Here is a 21,221-nt window from a genome sequence, read left to right on the forward strand (position 1 = left end):
TCGCATGGGGGATGTCCCGCTGGAACTGCTCGAACTTCCCACTCAGGAAGAACCCACGCCGTTGCACCACCGGCTTGTGCAGTTCCTGCACCACGGACGACTTGCCGATGCCGGAGTAGCCGCGCACCAGCATGAGCTCCGCCTGTCCTCCGCCGTGGACCCGCTCGAAGCCCCGAAGCAGCGTGAAGACCTGGGCCTCGCGCCCATAGAGCCGCTGCGGCAGATGGAACCGTTGGGGAACGTCCCGCTCGCCCAGGGGGAACACCTCGAGTGCTCCCCCGCGGCACCTTTCCAGATCGACCCGCAGCCCCTCGGCGCTCTGGTAGCGCTCCTCGGCCACCTTGGCCAACAGCTTCACCACGATGGCCGAGACGGCGGGTGGAATGCTGGGGAGGGACTCGTGGGGGGGCCTCGGACTCTGGGCCATATGGGCGTGGAACAATTCGAGCGGATCACGCCCGTGGAACGGGCGGCTGCCCGTGAGCAGCTCGTAGAACGTCACGCCCAGCGAATAGAAGTCGGTGCGGTAATCCACCTGGCGATTCATCCGCCCGGTCTGCTCGGGCGACATGTACGCCAGCGTCCCCTCGATGAGGTGGGTGGGCACCGCGTCCAGCTGTTCCACCTTTTGGAGCGTGGCCAGGCCAAAGTCGATGAGGCGGGCTCCTCCCTCGGGCTCGGCGATGATGTTGGAGGGCTTGATGTCCTTGTGGATGACGCCGTGGCGGTGGATCTCCGCCAGGGTCGACGCCAGGGAGGTGGCCAGCTCGAGGAACCGGGGCACCTCCATGGGCTGGCCGACGAGCTCGGAGAGAGGCTCGCCCCGCACCTTCTCCATCAGGAGCACCGGGCGCTCGAGAATCTGCTCGAGGCAATAGGAGCGGACCACGCCGCTCACCTCCCGCAGCCGTTGCAGGAGGGCGAACTCCCGGCGGTAGCGCTCGAGTTCGCGCGAACCTGGGAACTCCACCCCGGGAGTCTTGATGATGACCGGCAGGCCATCCGACTCACGCACCGCGTGGAAGAGGACGTTCGAGCCGTTGGCTCGCAGCCTACCCAGGAGCCTGTAACCGGGAATGTCCAGCATCGAGAAGCGCCAAGGCGACCGCGCCTCCTTCTCAGGTGCCCGAAGGCGGGGGCGGTGCGAACTTCCAGAGCACCTTGTCCCCCGCCTGAAGCACCTTGGCGCCCACGCCCGCGTCGGCGTAGGTGCCGTTGACCCAGAGCTGCCAGTTGCGCTTGTCGCGCCCGCCGCCCTGGTTCTTCACCCCATCGATGCCCGTGACGTACACCATCGCGCCACTGCCCGAGTGTTTGAGCTCGATGGGAGGGGAGCGCCGGGCCGCGGCCTGGGTGGCCTCCCAGGCCGTCATTCCCTGGCGCCACTCGATGCCCGTCAGGGCCTTTTCCTTGCCATTGCCATAGTCAAAGACAACCGAGACGGTCGCGGGGGTGCTCTTGCCTTCCGGGGCCTTCTTCGCCGGCTCATCCGCCCAGGCGGGCACCGAGGCGAACCCCAGCACCACCAGGGCCAGACAACCCAGCAGGGAACGGCGTGACGGCTTCATCGTGCCACTCATGACAATGCCTCCTGGCATTTGCCGCAGACGGAAGCGCCCGCGGCCACCTGCTCCGAATACGTCCAGCAACGAGGGCACTTGGCGCCCCGGGCCGGCAGCACCTCCGCCTTCACGTCCTCGCCCAGCGCCTGCGCCACGGCGAGCACCTGGGCCTTCTCCCCCGCCCCGTCCGCCAGCTCCACCTGGCTCACGATGAGCAGCCCCGGCAGCTCCGCCGCATGGGCCTGGAGGAACTCGCGCGCCTTGCCGCTCGCGCTCAGCACCACCCGCGCCTCCAGCGAGGAGCCGATCATCTTCTCTCGCCGCGCCGCCTCCAGCAGCCCCTGCACGGCGCCCCGCACCGTGAAGAGCTTCGCGTACCGCTCGGCCAGGGCCGCGTCGGGCTTCACCGCCGGCTCCGGGAAGTCCGTCAGGAAGACGCTCTCCGCCTTCTTCCCCGGCAGGTACTGCCACGCTTCCTCCGCGGTGAAGCTCATGATGGGCGCCAGCAGTTGCAGCAGCACCGTGGCCACCTCGTGCAGCACCGTCTGCGCGCCGCGCCGTGCCTCGCCCGTCGCCTTGGACGTGTAGAGCCGGTCCTTGAGGATGTCGAAGTACACCGCCGACAGGTCCCCCGCGCAGAAGTCCACCACCGTCGCGTACACGAGGTGGAACTCGTACGCCTCGTAGGCTTTCTTCACCCGCGCCACCACCTCCGCGAGCCGGCCCCGGGCCCACGTGTCCAGGGGCTGCAACCGCTCCGCTGGCACCGCGTCCCGCTCCGGCTCGAAGTCATACAGGTTGCTCAGCGCGTAGCGGATGGTGTTGCGGATCTTCCGGTAGCCCTCGCTCAGGCCCTTGAGGATCTGATCCGACAGGCGCACGTCGTTGCGGTAGTCGCTGCTGGCCACCCACAGCCGGAGCACCTCGGCGCCGTACTGCTGGATGATCTTCTCCGGGGCCACCGTGTTGCCCACGCTCTTGGACATCTTCTCGCCCTTGCCGTCCACCACGAAGCCGTGCGTGAGACAGGCCTTGTAGGGCGACACGTCGCGCGTGCCCACCGACACCAGGATGGAGGAGTGGAACCAGCCCCGGTGCTGATCACTCCCCTCGAGGAACAGGTCCGCCGGAATGCGCTGGCGCCGGTCCAGCACCGCGCTGAACATGCACGCCGAGTCGAACCACACGTCCAGGATGTCCGTCTCGCGGCGGAAGGCCGTCTTGCCGCACTTGCGGCACGCGCGCTGGCCCTCGGGCAGGAAGTCCGCCACCGGAGTGCGGTACCACACGCCCACGCCCTGCTTCTCCACCGCCGCCGCCACGTTCTCCATCAACTCGGGGGAGATGAGCGCCTCGTCGCAGCCCTCGCAGTAGGCGATGGGGATGGGCACGCCCCAGCTGCGCTGGCGGCTGATGCACCAGTCCGGCCGCGTCTCCAGCATGCCCCGGATGCGGCTCTGCCCCCACGAGGGCACCCACTGCACCCGGTCCACCTCGTCCAGCACCTGCTGGCGGTACGTCTTGCCCTCGCCGCCGTGCAGCGGCTTGTCCAGCGGGATGAACCACTGGTACGTGGCGCTGAGGATGACCGGGTTGTGGCAGCGCCAGCAGTGCGGATAGCTGTGCTCCACCTTGTCCGTCTTGCCGTTGAGCAGCACGCCCTTGTCGGCGAGCACGTCGATGACGAGCGGGTTGGCCTCGAAGACCTTCTTGCCCACGAGCCACTCGCCCACGCTGTCGTCGAAGCGGCCGTCGTGGCGGATGGGGTTGTAGATGTCGAGCCCGTACTTCAGGCCCACCTCGTAGTCCTCCTGGCCGTGTCCCGGCGCCGTGTGCACCAGGCCCGTACCGGCCTCCAGCGTCACGTGCTCGCCCAGGAGGATCTTCCCCTGCCGGGGATAGAAGACGTGCTGGTAGGTGCAGCCCTCCAGCTCGTCGCCCCGCGCGTAGGCGAGGATGCGCTCGGGCTCCACCAGCGCCGTCGCCGACACCTCGCTGCCCTTCACCTTCACCGTCTTCACTTCCAGCTCGTCCGCCTTCACCTCGGCGAGCACCCGGGACAGCAGATCCTTGGCCACGCAGATGACGCGCTCGCCGAGCGCGTAGAACACGTACTCGTACTCGGCGTTCATCGCGATGGCGAGGTTGGCCGGCAGCGTCCAGGGCGTGGTGGTCCAGATGACGAAGGAGACCTTCCGGCCCGCGAGCGCCGGCACCCGCTCGGCCACCTCGGGGCCCGCGGGGAAGGCCACGTACACGGACGGGCTCGCGTGCTGCTCGTACTCCACCTCGGCCTCGGCGAGCGCCGTCTGATCCGTGAGGCAGAAGTACACCGGCTTCTTGCGCCGGTAGAGCATGCCGCGCCGGGCGAAGGTGGCCAGCTCGCGAATCTCCTGCGCCTCGTAGGCGAAGTCGAGCGTGCGATAGGGATTGTCCCAGTCCCCGAGCACGCCCAGGCGCTTGAACTCGGTGCGCTGGATGTCGATGAACTCCAGCGCGTACTCGCGGCACTGGGTGAGGAAGGCCTCACGGTCCAGCGTGCGCTTGTCGATCTTCTTGTCCTTGAGCCGCTTCTCCACGGCCTGCTCGATGGGCAGGCCGTGCGTGTCCCAGCCGGGGATGTAGTCACACTGGCGGCCGGAGAGATTGCGGTACTTCACCACGATGTCCTTGAGGACCTTGTTGAGCGCGTGGCCCGCGTGCAGGTGTCCGTTGGCGTACGGCGGCCCGTCGGCGATGACGAAGGGCTCGTGGCCCACGCGCCGCTGGAGGATCTTTCCCCAGATGCCGTGGTCCGCCCACCAGCCGAGCATGCGGGGCTCGAGCTGGGCGAGGTTCCCCTTCATGGGGAAGTCCGTCTTGGGAAGGTTGACGGTGTCCTTGGGATCCTGGGGAGGTGCTCCGGCGTCGCTCATGCCGGGGCCGTAACACGGGAGGGACGGGCGCATCAATTACAGTCCAGCACCCACCAGGCGGCACGAGGAGCCCAGGCCCGTCAGCTCGGCCGCGCTCATCCGGCCCGCGCCGTTTTCCGCGTCTGCTCCAGCTGGGCGTGGAGGAGCTCGGCGTAGGCCCCGCTCCGGGCCATCACGACGATGAGGTCGGCGCTCCGGATCGTGCTCAGAGACTCCACCCCACCGCCTCTGCTGCGGGCCGCATGAGAACCTCGACGATGCATTGAGGACGAAGCAGGCTCGGCCTGTCTGGGGAGTTGGGAGCCGAGCAGTCCCTTTCGGAATCGTTTTCGCGCCCTGGAAGCCCATCACAACAGCCAGATGCCACCTCCATCCTGCTGGAGGCTGTCATGCGGCACATCAGTGAGGAGTCATTCCGTCAGTTCAGGGCCTTTCCGACGCCGGCCCAGCCCAACGGAATCACGCTCCATGCCCGGGCTACCGCGTCTCATCCCCCATTTCCGATGTCATCTGCCCATGAACCGTGACCCTTGAAATACGAACATTACATTTCATGCGGTGAGGGTCGTACCTGGAGGTCTCCATGAAGTCCGATGAAATCGCCGAAGCGCAGGACCTCAAGATTCTCCATTCCTCTCCGCACGATGCTGCCGGGTGGGAAGACGACAAGAAGTCGGGCACGGAGAACGAGATTCAGCACTGGGTACCATCCCGTTACACCGTGCGGGCCGCCACCGATGATGGGCAGCTCATCTTGTGGAACACGCTCAGCCGGACGATCAGCGTTTTCAAGAAGGAGCAGGCCCCCTACGTCCTCGCGATGCTCAAGCCCGCGGGAGTCCAGTCACGTGAGGAAGGACTCGCGGGCTATCTGGCCAGGCGGGGAGTGCTGATCCCCAAGGGTACGGATGAGTACAGCAAGTTCCTGCTCATGTTCGGGCAGCAGCACTATCGCAGCGATGTGCTGGAGCTGTTCGTCCTCTCCTCGGAGGACTGCAACTTCCGGTGTACCTATTGTTACGAGCGGTTCACTCGCGGCACCATGCGCCCGGAGGTCCGCCAGGGCATCAAGCGCATGGTGGAGAAGCAGATCAAGAATCTGCGCACGTTGGACATCCGCTGGTTTGGTGGTGAGCCGCTGTATGGGTGGGCCGCCGTGGAGGAGCTGGCTCCGTTCTTCCGCCGGATTTCACAGGAGTACGGGGTCAACCACCGCAGCCAGATGACCACCAATGGTTATCTGCTCACCCCGGACGTCGCGGATCGCCTCCTGGACTGGAACGTCAGATCCTACCAGATCACGCTCGACGGTGTTCCCGACACCCACAATTGCAGCCGGCCGACGCGGGACGGCCGCCCCACCTTCGAGACCATTGTCGAGAACCTCAAGTCCCTGGGCAAGCGCACGGATGAGTTCTACGTGAACCTGCGGGTCAACTTCGACAAGACCAACAGCAACCGGCTGGAGGAGTTCCTCGACCTGGTGAAGAAGGAGCTGAACCCCGACTCCCGATTCAACCTGGCCTTCCACCCGGTGGGCCGCTGGGGCGGAGCGAACGACCCGCAGCTGCAGGTGTGTGGTGGGGACGAGAAGGTCAACATCATGACCCAGCTCAAGGAGGCCGCCCATGCACGAGGCCTCCGGGTCAACAACCTCAAGGACTACAACTACCTGGGCGGCATGGTCTGCTACGCGGCACGCCCCTACAACCTCATCATCGGTGCCAGTGGCAAGGTCATGAAGTGCACCGTCCTCCTCGACATGGACGAGCGCAACGTCGTCGGCCGCCTGATGGAGGACGGCAGCCTGCTGCTGAACAACAACAAGATGGCGCGTTGGACGGAGCCCTCCTTCGAGAAGGATGCGAAGTGCCAGAAGTGCTTCGTCCTTCCCAACTGCCAGGGAATCTCGTGTCCCCTGCCGCGCCTGGATGAGAACAAGCGCCCGTGCATCCCCACCAAGCTCCGGGCCAAGGCGGAACTCCGCGAGGCGTTGAAGTTTGGAACCGCCGTCGTGAAGCGGGAAGTCGCTCAGACGGTTCAACGTCTCGAGGAGAAGCCCTAGAGCCTGGCTGCCCAATGCCGGGCAGCCTTCGTCGCAGCCTGTCCACCAGGGCTGCAAAAGGAGCAGCACATGTCGGAGAGCATCGAGAAGAAGGACACGAGCAAGCTCGAGGAGAACATTCTCTTCGAGGTCGCCGAGCTGGACGACGCCGCCTTGGACGCGGTGAGCGGCGGTGCCCAGCATGAGGCGCCGAACGGCGTCCAGTGCCACTGTAGTAGTGGTAGTGCCAACAACCCCAGCTAGTCGCACCCGGGGAATCCGCCGCCTCCCCGAGGCGGGCAGTTCACCCGAACTGCCCGCTTTCTTTTTCAGACCGGAGAAGCCATGACATCCCACCAGCCCTCACTCGTGCCCAATGACTTCTTGATCGAAGAGGGCCGGGTGAACCGTCCTCCCCTGCGGGCCTGGGCCCGGACCCTCCTGCGGAGGCTGGAGTCGGGTGAGGCCGGGCCGGGCAACTGGCTCAACGTCAGCGGCTGTCTGAACAACGCGTCGCTCATCGAGGTCTACCGCAACCGGCCGCGGAGTGCCCAGGCGCTGTGCGAGCTCCAGTTGCGCTCCGCCGAGAACCTCATCCGGTTCCATGATGCGAACGCCTTCGTCGAGTTCGTCGTGCAACCCTGGGTCAACCTCGGGCGGCTGCTGCGCATCCAGGGGCAGTTCGAGCGCGCGCTCGACTCCTTCGCGGTCTTCTACGATGTCCTGACGGGTGTCTCCCCCCGGCTCTGGCCGTTGCAGCTCGAGCTTCCGTTCTGGAGCAAGCACGCGGCGGCCCAGCCGTCGATGCTTTCCTTCGTGCAGGCGGTCTACGTCATCGACTCGACGAAGAGCTACTTCGCGGCCCGGGACCTCGAGGGCGCGGCGCGCTTCATCCAGCGTACCCGGGAGCGGCCCCAGAGCGCCTCCTCGCTGCTGTTGGACGAGGCGGAGTTCATCACCCTCTTCAAGCTCGGCCGTCATGAGGAGGCCATGGCCCTCACGGAGAAGGCCTCGTGGCAGCGGTATGGCTTCCACGGCAAGCTGGTGCGGGTCACCTACCGCGTCGCCATCCTGGCGGCCTCCGGCTCCGTGGACGCCGCGCGCCAGCTCGGGCTGCAGCTCGCGGAGCGTGTCCTGAAACCGGAGGGGTTGCCCCCCAAGGACCAGCGGGTCCTTCGCTATTTGTATTACCTGGGACAGGTGCTCCAGGGAGTGGGGCTGCCCGAGGCCGCCGCGCGCAGCTGGCTGGCGGGCCTGGCGGCCACCCATCAGCTCGAGGACGTGCCCCTGCGGATGTCCTTCCTCGACTCGCTGCTCGCGCTCGACGCCCCTCCGGCCCGGGAGGAACTGGAGGCCGAGCGGGACCTGCTCCTGCGAGACTGCCAGTACGCCTCCCTGCTCAAAGCCCATGGGCTCTCCCTGGACCCGGCGGGCAACAGGGATCCGGTGTTCGAGCAGCTGCGCGAGCGGCTCGAGGCCACCGCGAGGGCCAGCGCCGCTCCGGACTCGCACGCGACGGACGACAGTGCGGGTGCGCCGGTGCCGAGCCAGGTCGGTTAGGGCCTGGGAATGTCATTCCTGTCTGGCACCGGGGTCCGCAAGCCAGACACTTCAATTACAGTCCAGCAGCTCCTATAGTGGCCGGATGACACGCTCCTCGCTCCTGCTGACCCTCGCGCTCTCCTGTCTCCTGCCCACCGCCGCCCTGGCCAAGGATCCAGCTCCCTCCCGGCGGGACAAGGAGCCCAAGCCAGTCATGAACACCCAACAGGCCCAGGCGCTCAACAAGTGCATGTCGAAGTGCCAGGACCCCATGAAGTCGTGCATGGACGATTGCAAGGGCAACCAGGACTGCAACATGAACTGTGGCGAGAAGTTCACCACCTGCATCACCAAGACGTGCGGAGACCTGCTCCCCGAGGCCAAGCCGCAGGAGTAGGCGCGCGGGGTGAAGGCGGCCCGGCGCCCAAGCCCGCTCAAGGGGCCGGAGCCGCCGGGTCCACTCCGCCCACCTGACGTACCAGCCACACCATCAGCCCCTTCTCGTCCGGCCGGACACGCACCCGCAGCCACTCCGTGGCCCGCCGGTATTCCCCCGGCTGTCCGGTGGCCTTGTAACCCGCCTTCTCCAGCTGCTCGCGATAGAAGGCCTGGACCTTGTCGGGTGTGCTGTCCACGTCGTAGGCCGCGCTCGACTGTCCCTCCGCCTCCGTGCGCAAGAGGTTGCGCGCGCCCGGCATCAGGGGCGCCCACCCGAGTGACTGGCTCTGCTTCTGTGGCTTCCAGGCCCCCACGTTCGCCGTGCCCAGGATGACCGAGGTGGTCTTGTCCGGATTGGACTGGAGGATGACCGTATAGGACAGCATCTGCTTGGGATCCAACGCCGTGAGCTGGGGCTCACGGGTGATGGCGGCCTGTTTCTCGAGCGGAGCGACGTAGAGCCCCGCCTTCTCGAAGAAGCGCACGAAGTGCGCGGCGAGGTCATCCACGGATCGGGACGAGCGCGCCAGTTGGATGAGGACCGGTATGCCATTGGCCGCGATGGGCCCATCCGTGTCCACCCACGCGAGCAGTCCCGGGACATCCCAGCGCAGGGGAACCGGCGTGCTGGAAGGCGCGGACGGCAGCCCGTTCGCCGGGGCCCCTGACGGCGCGCTCGGGGCGCCCGCGGTGGCCGGAGCAGGGGGAGGCGAGGTGGGACTCGCCGCCAACAGCCAGGTCAGGACGAGGAGCATCAGGGGCAATCCTTCCCGAGGAAGCAGCCATCCCGCATGAGGTAGGCCGCCGAATACGCCAGACCGGGAACACCGATGGGCGCGGCCCCGGGAGTGGTGGGCCAGAGCGGCCAGCCCTCGGCCATGGAGAAGCCCGTGGGCTGGACGAAGAGCGGCTCGCCCGCGCTGCTCATCCAGAACATGTTCTCGCCGCCATAGAAGAAGGGCATGGGCATTCTCTTGACGATGCCCATGGCCATCTTGCTGCCGGCGATGCCCTGGCCCAACCCGTTGAGGGTAAAGACGCTGAGGGCCATCCCATAGAAGGGAAGGTTGGTGGGGCACGGCGCGGGGACGTCGGGGATGAACGGGCAGATGCCGGACTCGTTGTCCCCGGACAGGCCCCAGTCATCCAGCGCCATGGTCAACCGCCCCGTGCAGACGCCTCCCCGGGCCCGGCCCATGCCGCACACGCGGAAGGGATCGGGACGCAGCAGGTGCGGCTGGGAGAAGAAGCCCGTGGGGCCCTCCATGAACTTCCGGGGAAGCGTATAAGCGCCCACCGGCTCGACGAGTGCCTCGGATTGGCAGCTCAATCCGCCCGCGTCCTCATACGCGACGCTGGTCAACAGGCTCGGACCGAACGAGGGGCCGGCGCCCGTGCGGCAGGTCACGTTCAGGCCCGAGACGCGGGTGAAGACCTGGGCGAGCCCGTCTCCGTGGGCGGTGGAGGTCCGGCTGTCGAAGTCCCGGTAGCGCTCGGTGGCCTCCGCGGCGGCGATCTCCGCGGCCCGGTCGGAGGGATTGTTGTTCGACGGCCACGAGTGCAGTTTGTGCCCGGTGGTGTCCAGCAGCGCCGAGTGCGACGCCTCCGTCACCTTCACCGACAGGTAGCCGATCTCCGCGAAGTGGATGCCGAACATCAGCACCGTGACGAAGACCAGCAACCCGAGCACCAGCTCCACCAGCGACTGGCCGCGCGAGGCGCGACGGCGCGAAAGGTTGCTCATCACGGACCTCCCTCGTAGCCCTGGCCACGCAGGGCCTCGAAAGTCTCCCCCGCCCACCCGGTGCCCACGTTGCCCAACGTATCGGGGACATCGCCCTCGCCATCCTCATCGACCGTGAGGGGGACCAGGGTGGCGCGCCAGTAGGGGTTGAGCAGGTTGGGCGGCTCCTTCCAGTGCCCCTTGCGGTGGTAGTAGGCGATGCCCGCCGACAGCGCCGTCTGCTTGCTGATGTCGGTTCCGTCCGCGAGCACCAGTGCCCGGTTGTCGAAGCCAGACTCCCGGGAGGGGCTGAAGCGGAAGCGGAAGCCGAGGTTCCACGGGTCCACGGACTGACCGCTGGCCGCGCGCACGCCGTAGTCGCGCTGGATGACGGCGAAGTTCTTCGGCTGCCCGAAGTTGTCATCCTCCTGCACCAGGGGCAGGGGATTGTAGTCGATGAAGGTGGGCCACATGCTCGGACAGCGCACGCACCGGCCCAGGGTGTGACGCGCGGGCGCGGGGACCGTGTCCACGAAGAAGAAGGGGCTCCAGACGTGCAGGTCGGTGGGATCCGTCGAGTCCGTGGAGTTCAACAAGACCATCGTGGGGAACGCGGACTGGTAGCGGCGACACGGCATGAAGGTGTGGTTGTAGCGCAGCGTGTTCATGCCGTGGTCATCCGTCCAGGAGTACTTGCCGTTGACCAGGGGCCACAACGCGCCGTGGTTGGGCAGCGTGGAGAAGTAGGAGCTGCCCTGGTTGACGACCGTCGCCCTGTCCGGGGGCACCACGTAGCCCAGGGCCTGCAATTGCTGCTGGATCACCATCGCGGGAATGCCGGAGCGGCCGGTGATGAAGGAGAAGCCCCGGCTGCCCATGGCCGCGAAGACATGGTGGGAGTTGAGGATGTCGATGGGCGTGGTCGCGCCCGTGAAGAAACCAATCTCCCGGTTGGAGACCGAGTCACCTCCACCCGGCGCGCTCCACTCTCCCGCCACCCGGCTGCCCGCCTTCGCGGCATCCACGATCTCATCGGCCAGGCTCTGGTTGTTGATCTCTCCCATCAGCCGCGTGTACTCGAGCAGTTGCACCGCATGCAGGCGCATGGCCGCGTTCTGCAGGCGCAGCGACTGGGCGGCCGCTTCCGTGTCCAGCGCCTCGAACTGCATGGACTCCGCGACGTCCCGGGTCCAGACCTGGAAGGCCTTCAAGCCCGACACGGCGGAAGCGGCGATGGAGCAGCCACACAGGTGGGGACAGGGCGAGTACTTCTTGCAGCACCTGGCGGCGTCCTTGGCGTGCTGCGCCGAGATGATGGAGTAGTTGAGCGACGTGGCGGCGACGTTGGCCCGGAAGAGCGTGGACCAGCTGATGAGGCTCTGCACCGCCGCCATGGACACCATGTGGGCGATCTGCGCGCGGCTCAACAGGGCGATCTCGTTGTACACGCGCGCGGTGACGGCCGCGTTGCTGTAGGCGGCGGCATCCGCCACGGCCTGCACCTCCATCTTCTCGCGCACCTTGGAGCCGATGGACAGGGTGAGCGTCACCATCAGCGTGAGCAGGAAGAGGGAGATGACCATGAGGACCATGGTCTGGCCCCGACGAGGGTAGGGTTTCACAGGACCTCCGGCGCCGGAGCGCAGTTCTGGGTCAGGAAGTGCCGTTGGCGCACGGGCGTCATCATCCGCAGGCTCGCCGAGGCGTGAATGGGCATGGAGTAGAAGCCAATCGAGACGCGACGCAGGAGTTCGGCGCGGATGGCCCCCTCGAGCGAGGTGGGGTTCTCCGCGGTCCAGTTCGCCCGCCGCACGGGGGTGAGCGGATCCTGCGCCGTGTAGTCCTGCAGGCCCCAGCGCGCCAGCGTCATGCGGCTGATGACCCAGTCGGCGAAGGGAATCTTGAGCGGGTACCAGTAGACGAGCCGGATCTCCATGCGCCGGTTGGCGCTGTCCGCCTGATCGAAGTTCTGGTCCTCGGTGGGAACCGTGGCGGCCACGGGGCTGTCGCGGAGGATCCACACCAGGGCGCCCTCGACGGGATTGCCCCGCGCCGAGCTCCGGTAGACGTTGTCCTTGTACCTGCCGAACGCCTGGCCGAGCTTCTGGGCGGGCGAGCCACCGCCCGCCATGAAGGAGTGGTAGCTGGGCATCAGGGCGAGCACCGCCGCGTGCGTCATCGCCGTGCAGTCCCCATGCTTCACGCTCCCCGAGCGCACGGCCCGGAAGGCGGCGTACTCCGCCATGATGCGGCCCTGGAGCATCAGGAACAGCTGCAAGGTCCCCAGCATCAAGAAGACGACGAGTGGCAGGGACAAGGCCGCCTCGACGGACGCCTGGCCGGACTGTCCCTGCTTGAAGCGCGCACGCGGAGTCATGGGACTCTCGTTTTCTTATAACCGACAGTTGCTGTCCAATCGGTCAAGTGGACGCCTGCCCCCTTTGGGCGGCTGCTCGCCCTCAACGCCAGCGGGGGCCGAGCTTGTCCCGGCCGAGAGATTTTCGGGCCGTCCGCCCCGCGCCCGCCCGCCGGGCCACCGGGCTCAGCGCGGCTTCATGCCCTTGGCATCGAGCTGGTACTTCTTCACCAACCGCTCGATGGACTTGCGGTGCAGGCCGCTCTCGCGGGCCGCGCGGGACAGGTTGCCCTCGCAGCGCGAGAGGACCCGGGTGATGTACTCACGCTCGAAGTTCTCCAGGAGCTGCTCCTTGGCGTCCTTGAAGGTGAGGTGCTCGTTGAAGGGCAGCGGCAGCTCGCGCGCCTGACCCCGCACGCGCGCGGGCAGGTGCTCGGGCAGCACCTCCTCGCCCTCACTGAAGGCGAGCACGTGCGAGAGCACGTTCACCAGCTCGCGCACGTTGCCCGGCCAGGCGTAGGCCATGAGCAGGGCGAGGGCCTCGGGGGAGATGTGCTTGCGGCCATGGCGCGCGAGCACCTCGGGATCCGCCAGGGCACGCGAGAGGATGAGGGGGATGTCCTCGCGGCGCTCGCGCAGCGGCGGCAGTTGCAGGTGGATGACGGACAGGCGGAAGAAGAGATCCTCGCGGAAGTGGCCCGCGGCGATCTCCTTCACCAGGTCGCGGTTGGTGGCGGCGATGACGCGGCAGTCCACCGACAGCACGTCGTTGCCGCCCACGCGCCGCACCTCGCGGTTCTCCAGCACACGCAGGAGCTTGGGCTGCAGGTCCAGCCGCAGCTCCCCCAGCTCGTCGAGGAAGATGGTGCCGCCGTGGGCGCGCTCGAACGCGCCCGGCCGCTCCGTCACCGCGCCGGTGAAGGCGCCCTTCTCGTGGCCGAACAGCTCGCTCTCGATGAGGTGGGGCGGAATGGCGCCGCAGTCGAGCACCACCAGGGGGCCCTTGCCGCGGCTGCTGCGCTCGTGGATGGCGCGCGCCACCAGCTCCTTGCCCGTGCCCGTCTCGCCCCCGATGATGACGGAGACGTCCAGCGGGGCGATCTTCTTGATGAGCGCGAACACCTGCCGCATGTGCACGCTCTGCCCCACCATGCCCCCAAGCTCGCCCTCGCGGTCCGGCTCGACCGTCACCTCCTCGTCGATGGGGGTGAAGGAGAGCACCGAGGAGCCCGCGCGCACCACGGCCCCCGCCGACAGGTAGGCGCGCTCCACGCGCCGCCCCTCCAGGAAGGTGCCATTGGTGGAGTTGAGGTCCACCAGGAGCCAGCCCCGCTCGGTGTTGAGGATCTCGAAGTGGTGGCGGCTGGCGGTGCGATCCTCGGCGAGCACCAGGTCATTGGTGGGGTGGGCCCCGCAGCGCAGGCGCTCCTTGTCCGAGACGATCGAGCGCCCCTCGTCCGGTCCGGCCGTCACCTGAACGCGACATTTGCGCAACTTGAGCGTGGCGCGGGGCTCCAACACGAGGATTTCCGTGCCGGCGCCGACGCCCGCATCCGGGGCCACGACGGAGTCGAGACCGTTCTCTCCCGGATTGGTGAGGATGTCGTCCGGGTGCGGTTCGGGGGTACGCATTCTCACGTCATCATAGCAAACACCACCGGCGCGGCCCGCCCACGTCCGTGGTAGGGTCCCGCGCCCCCATGCCCGCCAAGAAGGTCTCGTCCAAGAAGGCGTCCGTCCAGGCGCGCGCCAAGGCGCCCCCGCGCACCGTGGAGCCCCGGCCCTCCTCCGGCGCGGCGTCCCCCCCCCGCCTGCCCCGGTCGAAGCGGACCGTGGTCATCCTCTCGCGCAAGCGCTCGCTCTACTCCACCCGTCGGCTCGTGGAGGCCATCCGGCGGCGCGGGCATCGGCCCCTGGTGCTCGACACGCTGCGCTGCACCATGGTGCTCGCCCCCAGCCAGCCGCGGATGCTCTACCGGGGGGTGGACATCAAGGGCGTGGACGTGGTGATTCCGCGCATTGGTGCCTCCATCACCGGCTATGGCCTGGCCGTGGTGGCGCACTTCGAGATGATGGGGGTGCCGGTGCTCAACAGCGCCCTGGCCATCTCCCAGAGCCGCGACAAGCTCCGGGCGCTCCAGTTGCTGTGCCGCGCGGGCCTGGACGCGCCGCGCACGGTGATGGCGCACGACCGCAGCAACATGCGCAAGCTGGTGGAGGAGGTGGGAGGGCTGCCCGTCATCATCAAGCTGTTGCGCGGCACGCAGGGCGTGGGGGTGATGATCGCCCACACGCTGCAGGAGGTGCAGACCATCGGCAACACCTTCTGGGACCTGGGGCAGGAGGTGGTGCTCCAGGAGTTCGTCGCGGAGAGCAAGGGCCGGGACGTGCGCGCCCTGGTGGTGGGCAACCAGGTGGTGGGCGCCATGCGCAGGCGGGCCAAGCAGGGCGAGTTCCGCTCCAACATCCACCGGGGCGGCGAGGGCAGCCCGGTGGAGCTGTCCGCCACCTATGTCGAGGTGGCGGTGCGGGCCGCGCGCCTGCTCGGGCTGGAGATCGCGGGGGTGGACATGCTGGAGGGCCACAAGGGGCCACGGCTCATGGAGCTCAACTCCAGTCCGGGCTTCGAGGGCCTGGAGCGGGCGACGGGGCAGGACATCGCCGGGGAGATGATCGACCACGCGCTCGCCCTGGTCGAGGCGCGCGCGGTCGCCACCCGTCCGACGTTGTAGGAAAGGGCGAGGAGGAAGGTCGGCAAGGACTTCCAGAGCAGGCGGGCGGACGAGCCCCATGCCTGGCCCTCCTGGGAATGACCTTGGCGGCGGTGGGTTGCGGGGGGAGTGACAACGAGCGCGGGGCCTTCGTAATCTGTGCGCGCCCGCACATGAAGCCCTCCTCCAAACCACTGCAGATCACCATCTACCAGGATGTGTTGTGTGCCTGGTGCTATCTGGCCGACCTGCGGCTGGAGACCCTCAAGCATGAGTTCGGAGATATCGTCCGCTGGCGCGTGCGCCCCTATCCCCTGCGCGTCCACGACAAGCGGCCCACGGAGAAGGAACTGCGGGGACTGACGCAGGAAATCAGTCTGGCGCAGAAGGAGCCGGAGCCCACGGCGCGGCTGTTGTCGACGGAGCTGTGGCGGGGAGGAGATCCGCCGCGCTCGAGCATCCCGGCGCTCGCGGCGCTGGAGGCGGCGCACCTGCAGGGCCCCGCGGCGCGCGCGCACCTCGCGCGCTCCATGCAGAAGACGGCGCTGGAGCAGGGCGTCAACGTGACGCGCACGGATGTCATCTTCGAGCTGGCCAGCCGCGTGGGCCTGGACATGAGCCCCTTCTCGGTGGCGTACCACTCGGCCGACACGCGCAAGCTCATCCTCGACGAGCACCAGCTCGCCACGAGCCGGGGCGTGCGCGGGGTGCCCACGCTCGTCATCGCCGGCAGGTGGATGGTGTGCGGCCTGCGCGAGGTGAGCGAGTACCGCGAGTACATCCTCGGCTGTCTGAGCAAGCTGTACACGCCCCGCGCCGGCTCGTCCGAGCGCGTGGTCCATTGAGGGTTGAATTTTCATCTCTCCGGGCCGTCCAGTCGTTTCGTCGTGCAGCACTGCGCGGGTAGGCCCACCGCCCCGGGCCCGGAGAACCTCAATGCGTCGCCTCCTCTTCCTCAGCGTGTCGGCCGCCCTGGTCATGGGCTCCGGCTGTGTCGCCCATTACCATCGGCCCGCGACCTATCGCGTGTACGAGTACCGTTACGCGGGGGCCCACCCGGACGTGTACGGAGGCTGGTGCACCGAGGACTACGACCACGTCCACGAGTACGCGCCCTCGGACGTCAACGCCTACACCTACTCGAATCAGGTGTACGTCTACCGGGGCCCGCGCCAGGTCTGGTACTTCGACTACCACCCGGGTCCGAACGGGGACGCCTGCTACCTGCACGGCCGGCACCACCACGACTACTTCCCGCGCACCTACTCGGGCAGCACGTACAACTGGGACCGGGGCCGCTCGGTGTACGTCTACAACAACTACCGCCCATCCCCGCCGCGCCACCACTCCTCCGGGGGATGGGACAGGGACAGGGACAACGGCCACGACGCCTCGCCCGCGCGCCCGCCCCGGGGTGGGGGCTACTACCCGGCTCCGTCTCCCTCCTCGCCGCGTCCGCGTGACGATGACTGGGGCTCGTCGGGCAACCGGCCGCCTCCGGGCAGCGGTCACGGCTCGCGGCCTCCCCGGGGAGACTCGGGTGGAGGCCAGGACCGGCCGCCTCCGGGAACGAGCACCGGCTCCCAGCCTCCGGGTGGTGGCTGGGGTCAGCCCAATCCTCCTCCGAGCAATCCGGGCAATCCGAACACGGATCCACCCGCGCCCCGCGACAACGCCGGCCCGGGCCGCCCCTCGAGGGATCGGGATGATTCGCCTTCCCGCGGCGGTGGTTGGGGCCGGGGCGGTAACAGTGACAACTCTCCGCCGCCCTCGCGTGGCGGGGACACTGGTGGCGGCAACGGTGGCGGCTGGGGCCGAGGCGGCAACAGCGACAACGGCGGTGGCCGGGGCAACAGCGGCGGCAACGGTGGCGGCTGGGGCCGGGGCGGCAACAGCGACAGCGGCGGAGGCCGGGGCAACAGCGGCGACAACGGCGGTGGCCGGGGCAACGGTGGCTGGGGCCGCCGCTAGGCGGGGGTAACGACCCTCGCCGGGATTCCAAGGGCCGCTCCCTTCCTCTCTGGAGGACGGGGGGCGGCCCTTCTTCGTGTCCCCATGTCCGTTCTCCGCCCAACGCCCAGCACCCGGGGGGTGGATTGCCAACAGGCCAGAGCGTGGAGACCTTGGCTTCCAGTCATGAAGCGTTCGAATGTCCTCCTTTGCTGCGCTCTGGTGGGTCTGCTCCCCACCGCCTGTTCGTCCGGTGGCGCTCCGGATCCCAACGGCAATCGCAGTACCCAGGTGGATCTCGATCACCTGACCATCTCCGTGTCCGGCCGCGCCGAGCTGCTTCCCGAGGCCGCACACCTGCTCGATGCCCAGGGGCAACGGCTGCCCGTGCTCGACGGGCTCACCGTCACCCTCGAGGAACCCTGGGGCATGGGGGTGAATGACGAGAACGCCGTCCTGGGCGAGGGACTCCTCGGCGAGGACCATGCCTTCTCCGTGTCCAACGTGCGCGTGCGCGACATCCACCTGAGCCTCGCGGCGCGCCTGGAACACCCGGGACTCGTGCGCAGCTCCACCGTCATCTTCGACACCGCGCTCATGCGCACGCGGCCGAGCACCGACATCTCCGACACGCGCGCCTGGGCCCTGCCCGAGTCCTTCGAGCAGGCCCTGACGCGCGCCATCGGCGAGGCGGCCATCCGCGGCCACAGCGCTCAGCGGGCGGGCACCCTGCGCGACGCGGGCTTCGTCCTCGGCCGCGTCGTGGATGCCTCCGGCGCGCCGCTCGCGGGGGCCGTCGTGGTGCCCGACCGCGAGGAGCTCGCCTCGCGCATCTACTACCCCTCGCCGGACTTCCAGGGCGCTCCCCAGGACGGCACGAGCGCCACGGGACTCTTCGTCTACGTGCACTCGGCCACCGCGCCGGAGAGCTTCCTGCTCTCGGTGAAGGGGAGCGAGGATTACGGGCCCCGCAACGTGGCGGTCACGCCCGGCTCGGCCCTCGTGCTCACGCTCTCGCCGGGCAACGACGCGCGCTGAGCCACTCGCGTCAGGGGCCGCCCGCGTCCGGTGACAGCGGCTTCCGGGGGATGAACCAGCGCGGCAGCCAGTCCGCGCCCCGGGACGTCGTCAAGGGGGTCTGCCCGCTGCCGTCCGCCCGCATCAGGAACAGCTCCACGTCTCCGGTGCGCTCCGAGGCGAACACCAGGTGCTTGCCCTCGGGGCTCCACGCCGGTTGATCCTCCACGGCCTGGCCTCGCGTCAGCGCCACCGGCTCGCCGCCCGCCACGTCCACCACCCAGATGCGCGCCTTTGTCTCCTTTGGATCCTTCGAGGCCGCGACGAACGCCAGCCTGCGTCCATCCGGACTCCACGCGGGCTCGCGCTCATCACCCACCGTGGCGCTAGCCGACACCGGGCGCAGCTCCGTCCCGTCCGCCTTCATCACATACAGCCGCGTGCGCCCATCCCGGTCGCTCAGGAAGGAAATCCACTGCCCATCCGGACTCCAGCGCGGCGCCACGTCCTCCCGGGGAAAGTGGGTGAGCCGGCGCACGTCCGTCCCATCCGCCTTCATCACGTAGAGCTCCGGGTCCCCCTCTCGGCTGGACACGAACACCACCCGCGAGCCATCCGGAGACACGCTCGGCTCGAAGTTGCCCTCGCGCGCCGTGGCCAGTCCGAGCACCTCCGCGTCCGCGCGCGGCGCCTGCCGCACCACGTCGCTGAAGCCCTGAGCATCCGACTCGGCCACCAGCCAGCTTCCGTCCGGCGCCCAGCTCGGGTTGCGAGCCCGCCCGCGGGGCTCCGTCACCTTCACCCGGGGGCCTCCGTCCAACGGCACGAGCCAGAGCTGCTCCATGTGCAGCCCCTGCACCTCCGCCGCGGACACCACCAACATCGCCGCGCCATCCGGAGACGGCGCGGCGGGGTACTCGTCCTCGGGAGCACGCGTGAGCTGGGACTCCTCGCCCGTGGGCCGCACCAGCCACACGTCGCGCTGGGGCGCCCGCTCGGACACGAAGGCGATGACGCCCGGCAGGGCCCGCCGCTCGTCCAGGGACAGGGGCGCGGACGCATCCCCGCCACACTTCCCCGTCCCACACCCGGCCAGGGCCAGGGCGAGCACGGCCAGCCGCCGCGCTCCCCCCCGTCCCGTCCGCATCACCCGCTCACGCGTCATCACGTTCCACGCCTATTGCACGCGGATGGCGTCCGCGACGACCACGAAGCCCGCGGGAGCCCAGCGGCTGACCTGCACCTTGTTCCATCCGGCCGGGAAGCTCCAGGTGCCGAGCGTGTTCCAGGCCCCGCCCCCCACCTGCTGGTTCACGTTCACCGAGCCCAGCTTCGTGGCGCCCCCGTAGACGACGAAGGGCGTCGCCGTCGAGCGGTTGGTGCCCGACGTCCACCAGGCGGAGATCGTCCGGGTGCCCGCCGTGGGCAGGTAGAAGTGGAACGTCGCCGGCTCCGACACGGCCTCCGTCGCGGCGTAGAGGTAGTCCGAGCCGAAGTAGTTCGGCGTCGAGGACGCGGACGCCCACGTGCCCGTCAGCTCGATGTAGCCCTTGGCGCTGTCGTTGAGGGCGTTGTCGCTGTCGACGGTGATGGCCGTGGTGCTGGGGGTGCCGCAGTAGCTCTTCACCTTGCTGAGGTACGTGCTCCACGGCCAGTTGGGACCCGGGTCCGTGCGGCTGGCCGGCTGGAGCTTGCCGTGCGCCACGATGTGGTAGCTGTCGATCGGCACCGCCTGGCCCTTGGAGATGTCGCACGAGAGCTTCGCCGACGCCTCGATCTGTCCCGCCGGGAAGGAGCTCTGGCTGGCCGAGCCGCCGTGCTCGATACCCACCGAGAAGTGGTTCACCGACACGCCACTCAGCGAGCCCATCGTGCCCCCGTTGAGCGAGGGATCGTACGACGCGCCCACGTGCCAGCCCCGGTCCGACTCGCGCACCAACTGGGAGATCTCGCCGCCATCCTCCCTCACCACGTAGTGCGCGCTCACCCCGGAGGCCGAGTTCGTCAGCCAGCTCCAGCAACTGGAGTAGGTGCCCTCACACGTGTGGATGACGATCATCTGCACGTCGCCCTGGGCACCCGTGGGACGCGAGCCGTAGTTGGGCGAGGGACGCCAGACGGCCGCGGCGTAGTCCGGACCCGCCAGCATCGCGCGCACCCTCGGTGAGTCGAACCGGGCCGCCACCTCGCTCGGCATCAGCGACACCGCCACCCGGCCCTCCGGCGTCCGCGCCACCATGCCCTTGCGCATCACCCCGTACACGTCCCGGTGCACGTACTCCGCCTGCGCGTCCGGATGCGTGATGCCGCTCAGCTTCACCACCACCGGAGCCCACGCCCCCACGTCGCTCCGGTCCAGTCCCGCTTGCGCCGCGTAGCTCGACAGCAGCGCCGCCGCCGCCCGGATGTTCTCCTCCGGCTTCGTGCGCGCCGCCTCCTCCGTCACTCCCGCCAGCCGCGCGCCTCGCGCCAGGTTCTCGCCCCGCAGCGCCATCAGACCGTGCGCCGCCGGCATGCCCTCGAACTCCTGCTGGGTGGAGAGCATCTCGAAGCGCGTCTCGGCGTAGGCAATGGCCTTGAGCAGATCCGCCGGTACCTGGAACTCACCGGCCGCCCGGGCAAATGCCTCGTTCAGCTCATGGGGCGTGCGCTGCGCCTCACTCTGCTCCGGGGTGCGCGTGTCTTCCACGGCGGAGGGAGGGGCGTTCTCCACGGTGTCTTGCGGACCACAGGCGGAAAGGCACAACGCCGCGACAGCGGCCACCATCGGGGGACGGAAAGGACGCATGGGCAATCTCCTTGAACGAGGCTGGGGGTAGGGCAGCCAAAATGCTCTTTCCCCTTCCCCAAGGGAAGTCGGTTCTTTCTCAGAACCTGATTTTTTAGAAAAGAACCGTATTTCGCACCGCGTCCAACGCCTCACTCCGACGCGGAGTCTGTCCCGGCTGAGACCGTCATTCATG

Annotated in this window: 18 protein-coding genes; 8 read left to right on the forward strand and 10 right to left on the reverse strand. The window is 68.4% G+C overall.

Going from position 1 to position 21,221, the window contains the following annotated elements; genetic code table 11:
• The 3 genes from D187_RS25460 to ileS all read right to left on the reverse strand — a co-directional run.
• On the reverse strand, positions 1–1,087 hold a 1,087-nt coding region (locus D187_RS25460; RefSeq protein ID WP_043431536.1), incomplete at its 3' end, for a serine/threonine-protein kinase.
• A gap of 31 nt (positions 1,088–1,118) precedes the next feature.
• Positions 1,119–1,580, reverse strand: a complete 462-nt coding sequence (locus D187_RS25465) for a DUF4430 domain-containing protein (protein ID WP_002625679.1) — start codon at positions 1,578–1,580, stop codon at positions 1,119–1,121.
• Positions 1,577–4,477, reverse strand: a complete 2,901-nt coding sequence (gene ileS / locus D187_RS25470) for an isoleucine--tRNA ligase (RefSeq protein WP_002625678.1) — start codon at positions 4,475–4,477, stop codon at positions 1,577–1,579. Before ileS ends, D187_RS25465 begins: the two co-directional genes overlap by 4 nt.
• Before the next feature lie 583 nt (positions 4,478–5,060).
• Here ileS and D187_RS25475 point away from each other — a divergent pair.
• From D187_RS25475 to D187_RS25485, 4 genes are all read left to right on the forward strand, one after another.
• Entirely contained in the window at positions 5,061–6,542 is a 1,482-nt protein-coding gene (locus D187_RS25475; RefSeq protein ID WP_002625676.1) for a radical SAM/SPASM domain-containing protein, read from the forward strand.
• 69 nt (positions 6,543–6,611) lie between these two features.
• The gene (locus D187_RS55470) at positions 6,612–6,785 is read left to right on the forward strand and encodes a hypothetical protein (RefSeq protein ID WP_002625675.1); all 174 of its coding nucleotides are present in this window, start codon (positions 6,612–6,614) and stop codon (positions 6,783–6,785) included.
• 81 nt (positions 6,786–6,866) lie between these two features.
• Positions 6,867–8,081, forward strand: coding sequence for a tetratricopeptide repeat protein (locus tag D187_RS25480; protein ID WP_002625674.1), 1,215 nt, complete (start codon positions 6,867–6,869; stop codon positions 8,079–8,081).
• Between the two features lie 85 nt (positions 8,082–8,166).
• Positions 8,167–8,460, forward strand: coding sequence for a hypothetical protein (locus D187_RS25485; RefSeq protein ID WP_002625673.1), 294 nt, complete (start codon positions 8,167–8,169; stop codon positions 8,458–8,460).
• 37 nt (positions 8,461–8,497) lie between these two features.
• Here the strand turns inward: D187_RS25485 and D187_RS25490 are convergent, their stop codons facing one another.
• The 5 genes from D187_RS25490 to D187_RS25510 form a co-directional block, all read right to left on the reverse strand.
• Positions 8,498–9,256 carry a hypothetical protein gene (locus D187_RS25490; protein ID WP_002625672.1) on the reverse strand — a complete coding sequence of 253 codons (759 nt, stop codon included), beginning with the start codon at positions 9,254–9,256 and terminating at the stop codon, positions 8,498–8,500.
• Positions 9,256–10,245: a hypothetical protein gene (locus D187_RS25495; protein ID WP_002625671.1), complete on the reverse strand. Its 990-nt coding sequence runs from the start codon at positions 10,243–10,245 to the stop codon at positions 9,256–9,258. Before D187_RS25495 ends, D187_RS25490 begins: the two co-directional genes overlap by 1 nt.
• The gene (locus D187_RS25500) at positions 10,245–11,816 is read right to left on the reverse strand and encodes a pilus assembly protein TadG-related protein (RefSeq protein ID WP_002625670.1); all 1,572 of its coding nucleotides are present in this window, start codon (positions 11,814–11,816) and stop codon (positions 10,245–10,247) included. Before D187_RS25500 ends, D187_RS25495 begins: the two co-directional genes overlap by 1 nt.
• A gap of 26 nt (positions 11,817–11,842) precedes the next feature.
• A complete protein-coding gene (locus tag D187_RS25505; protein ID WP_002625669.1) occupies positions 11,843–12,601 on the reverse strand; it encodes a TadE/TadG family type IV pilus assembly protein in 759 nt (252 codons plus the stop codon).
• Positions 12,602–12,766: 165 nt separating this feature from the next.
• Positions 12,767–14,212, reverse strand: coding sequence for a sigma 54-interacting transcriptional regulator (locus D187_RS25510; RefSeq protein ID WP_020918271.1), 1,446 nt, complete (start codon positions 14,210–14,212; stop codon positions 12,767–12,769).
• A 68-nt stretch (positions 14,213–14,280) separates the two neighbouring features.
• Between D187_RS25510 and D187_RS25515 the strand changes: the two genes are divergently transcribed.
• The 4 genes from D187_RS25515 (at position 14,281) to D187_RS25530 (ending at position 18,279) form a co-directional block, all read left to right on the forward strand.
• Complete coding sequence (locus D187_RS25515) at positions 14,281–15,312, forward strand: ATP-grasp domain-containing protein (protein ID WP_002625667.1); 1,032 nt, start codon at positions 14,281–14,283, stop codon at positions 15,310–15,312.
• A 152-nt stretch (positions 15,313–15,464) separates the two neighbouring features.
• Positions 15,465–16,136 carry a DsbA family oxidoreductase gene (locus D187_RS25520; RefSeq protein ID WP_002625666.1) on the forward strand — a complete coding sequence of 224 codons (672 nt, stop codon included), beginning with the start codon at positions 15,465–15,467 and terminating at the stop codon, positions 16,134–16,136.
• A gap of 91 nt (positions 16,137–16,227) precedes the next feature.
• Entirely contained in the window at positions 16,228–17,262 is a 1,035-nt protein-coding gene (locus tag D187_RS25525; RefSeq protein WP_002625665.1) for a hypothetical protein, read from the forward strand.
• Between the two features lie 165 nt (positions 17,263–17,427).
• Positions 17,428–18,279, forward strand: a complete 852-nt coding sequence (locus D187_RS25530; protein ID WP_043431537.1) for a hypothetical protein — start codon at positions 17,428–17,430, stop codon at positions 18,277–18,279.
• Between the two features lie 10 nt (positions 18,280–18,289).
• On the opposite strand, the gene D187_RS25535 is transcribed toward D187_RS25530, so the two are convergent.
• A complete protein-coding gene (locus D187_RS25535; protein WP_002625663.1) occupies positions 18,290–19,423 on the reverse strand; it encodes a TolB family protein in 1,134 nt (377 codons plus the stop codon).
• Between the two features lie 12 nt (positions 19,424–19,435).
• Positions 19,436–21,046, reverse strand: a complete 1,611-nt coding sequence (locus D187_RS25540) for a golvesin C-terminal-like domain-containing protein (RefSeq protein ID WP_002625662.1) — start codon at positions 21,044–21,046, stop codon at positions 19,436–19,438.
• Between the last annotated feature and the right edge of the window lie 175 nt (positions 21,047–21,221).

Origin of the sequence: Cystobacter fuscus DSM 2262 (genome assembly GCF_000335475.2) — a bacterium.
GTDB classification, from domain to species: Bacteria; Myxococcota; Myxococcia; order Myxococcales; family Myxococcaceae; genus Cystobacter; species Cystobacter fuscus.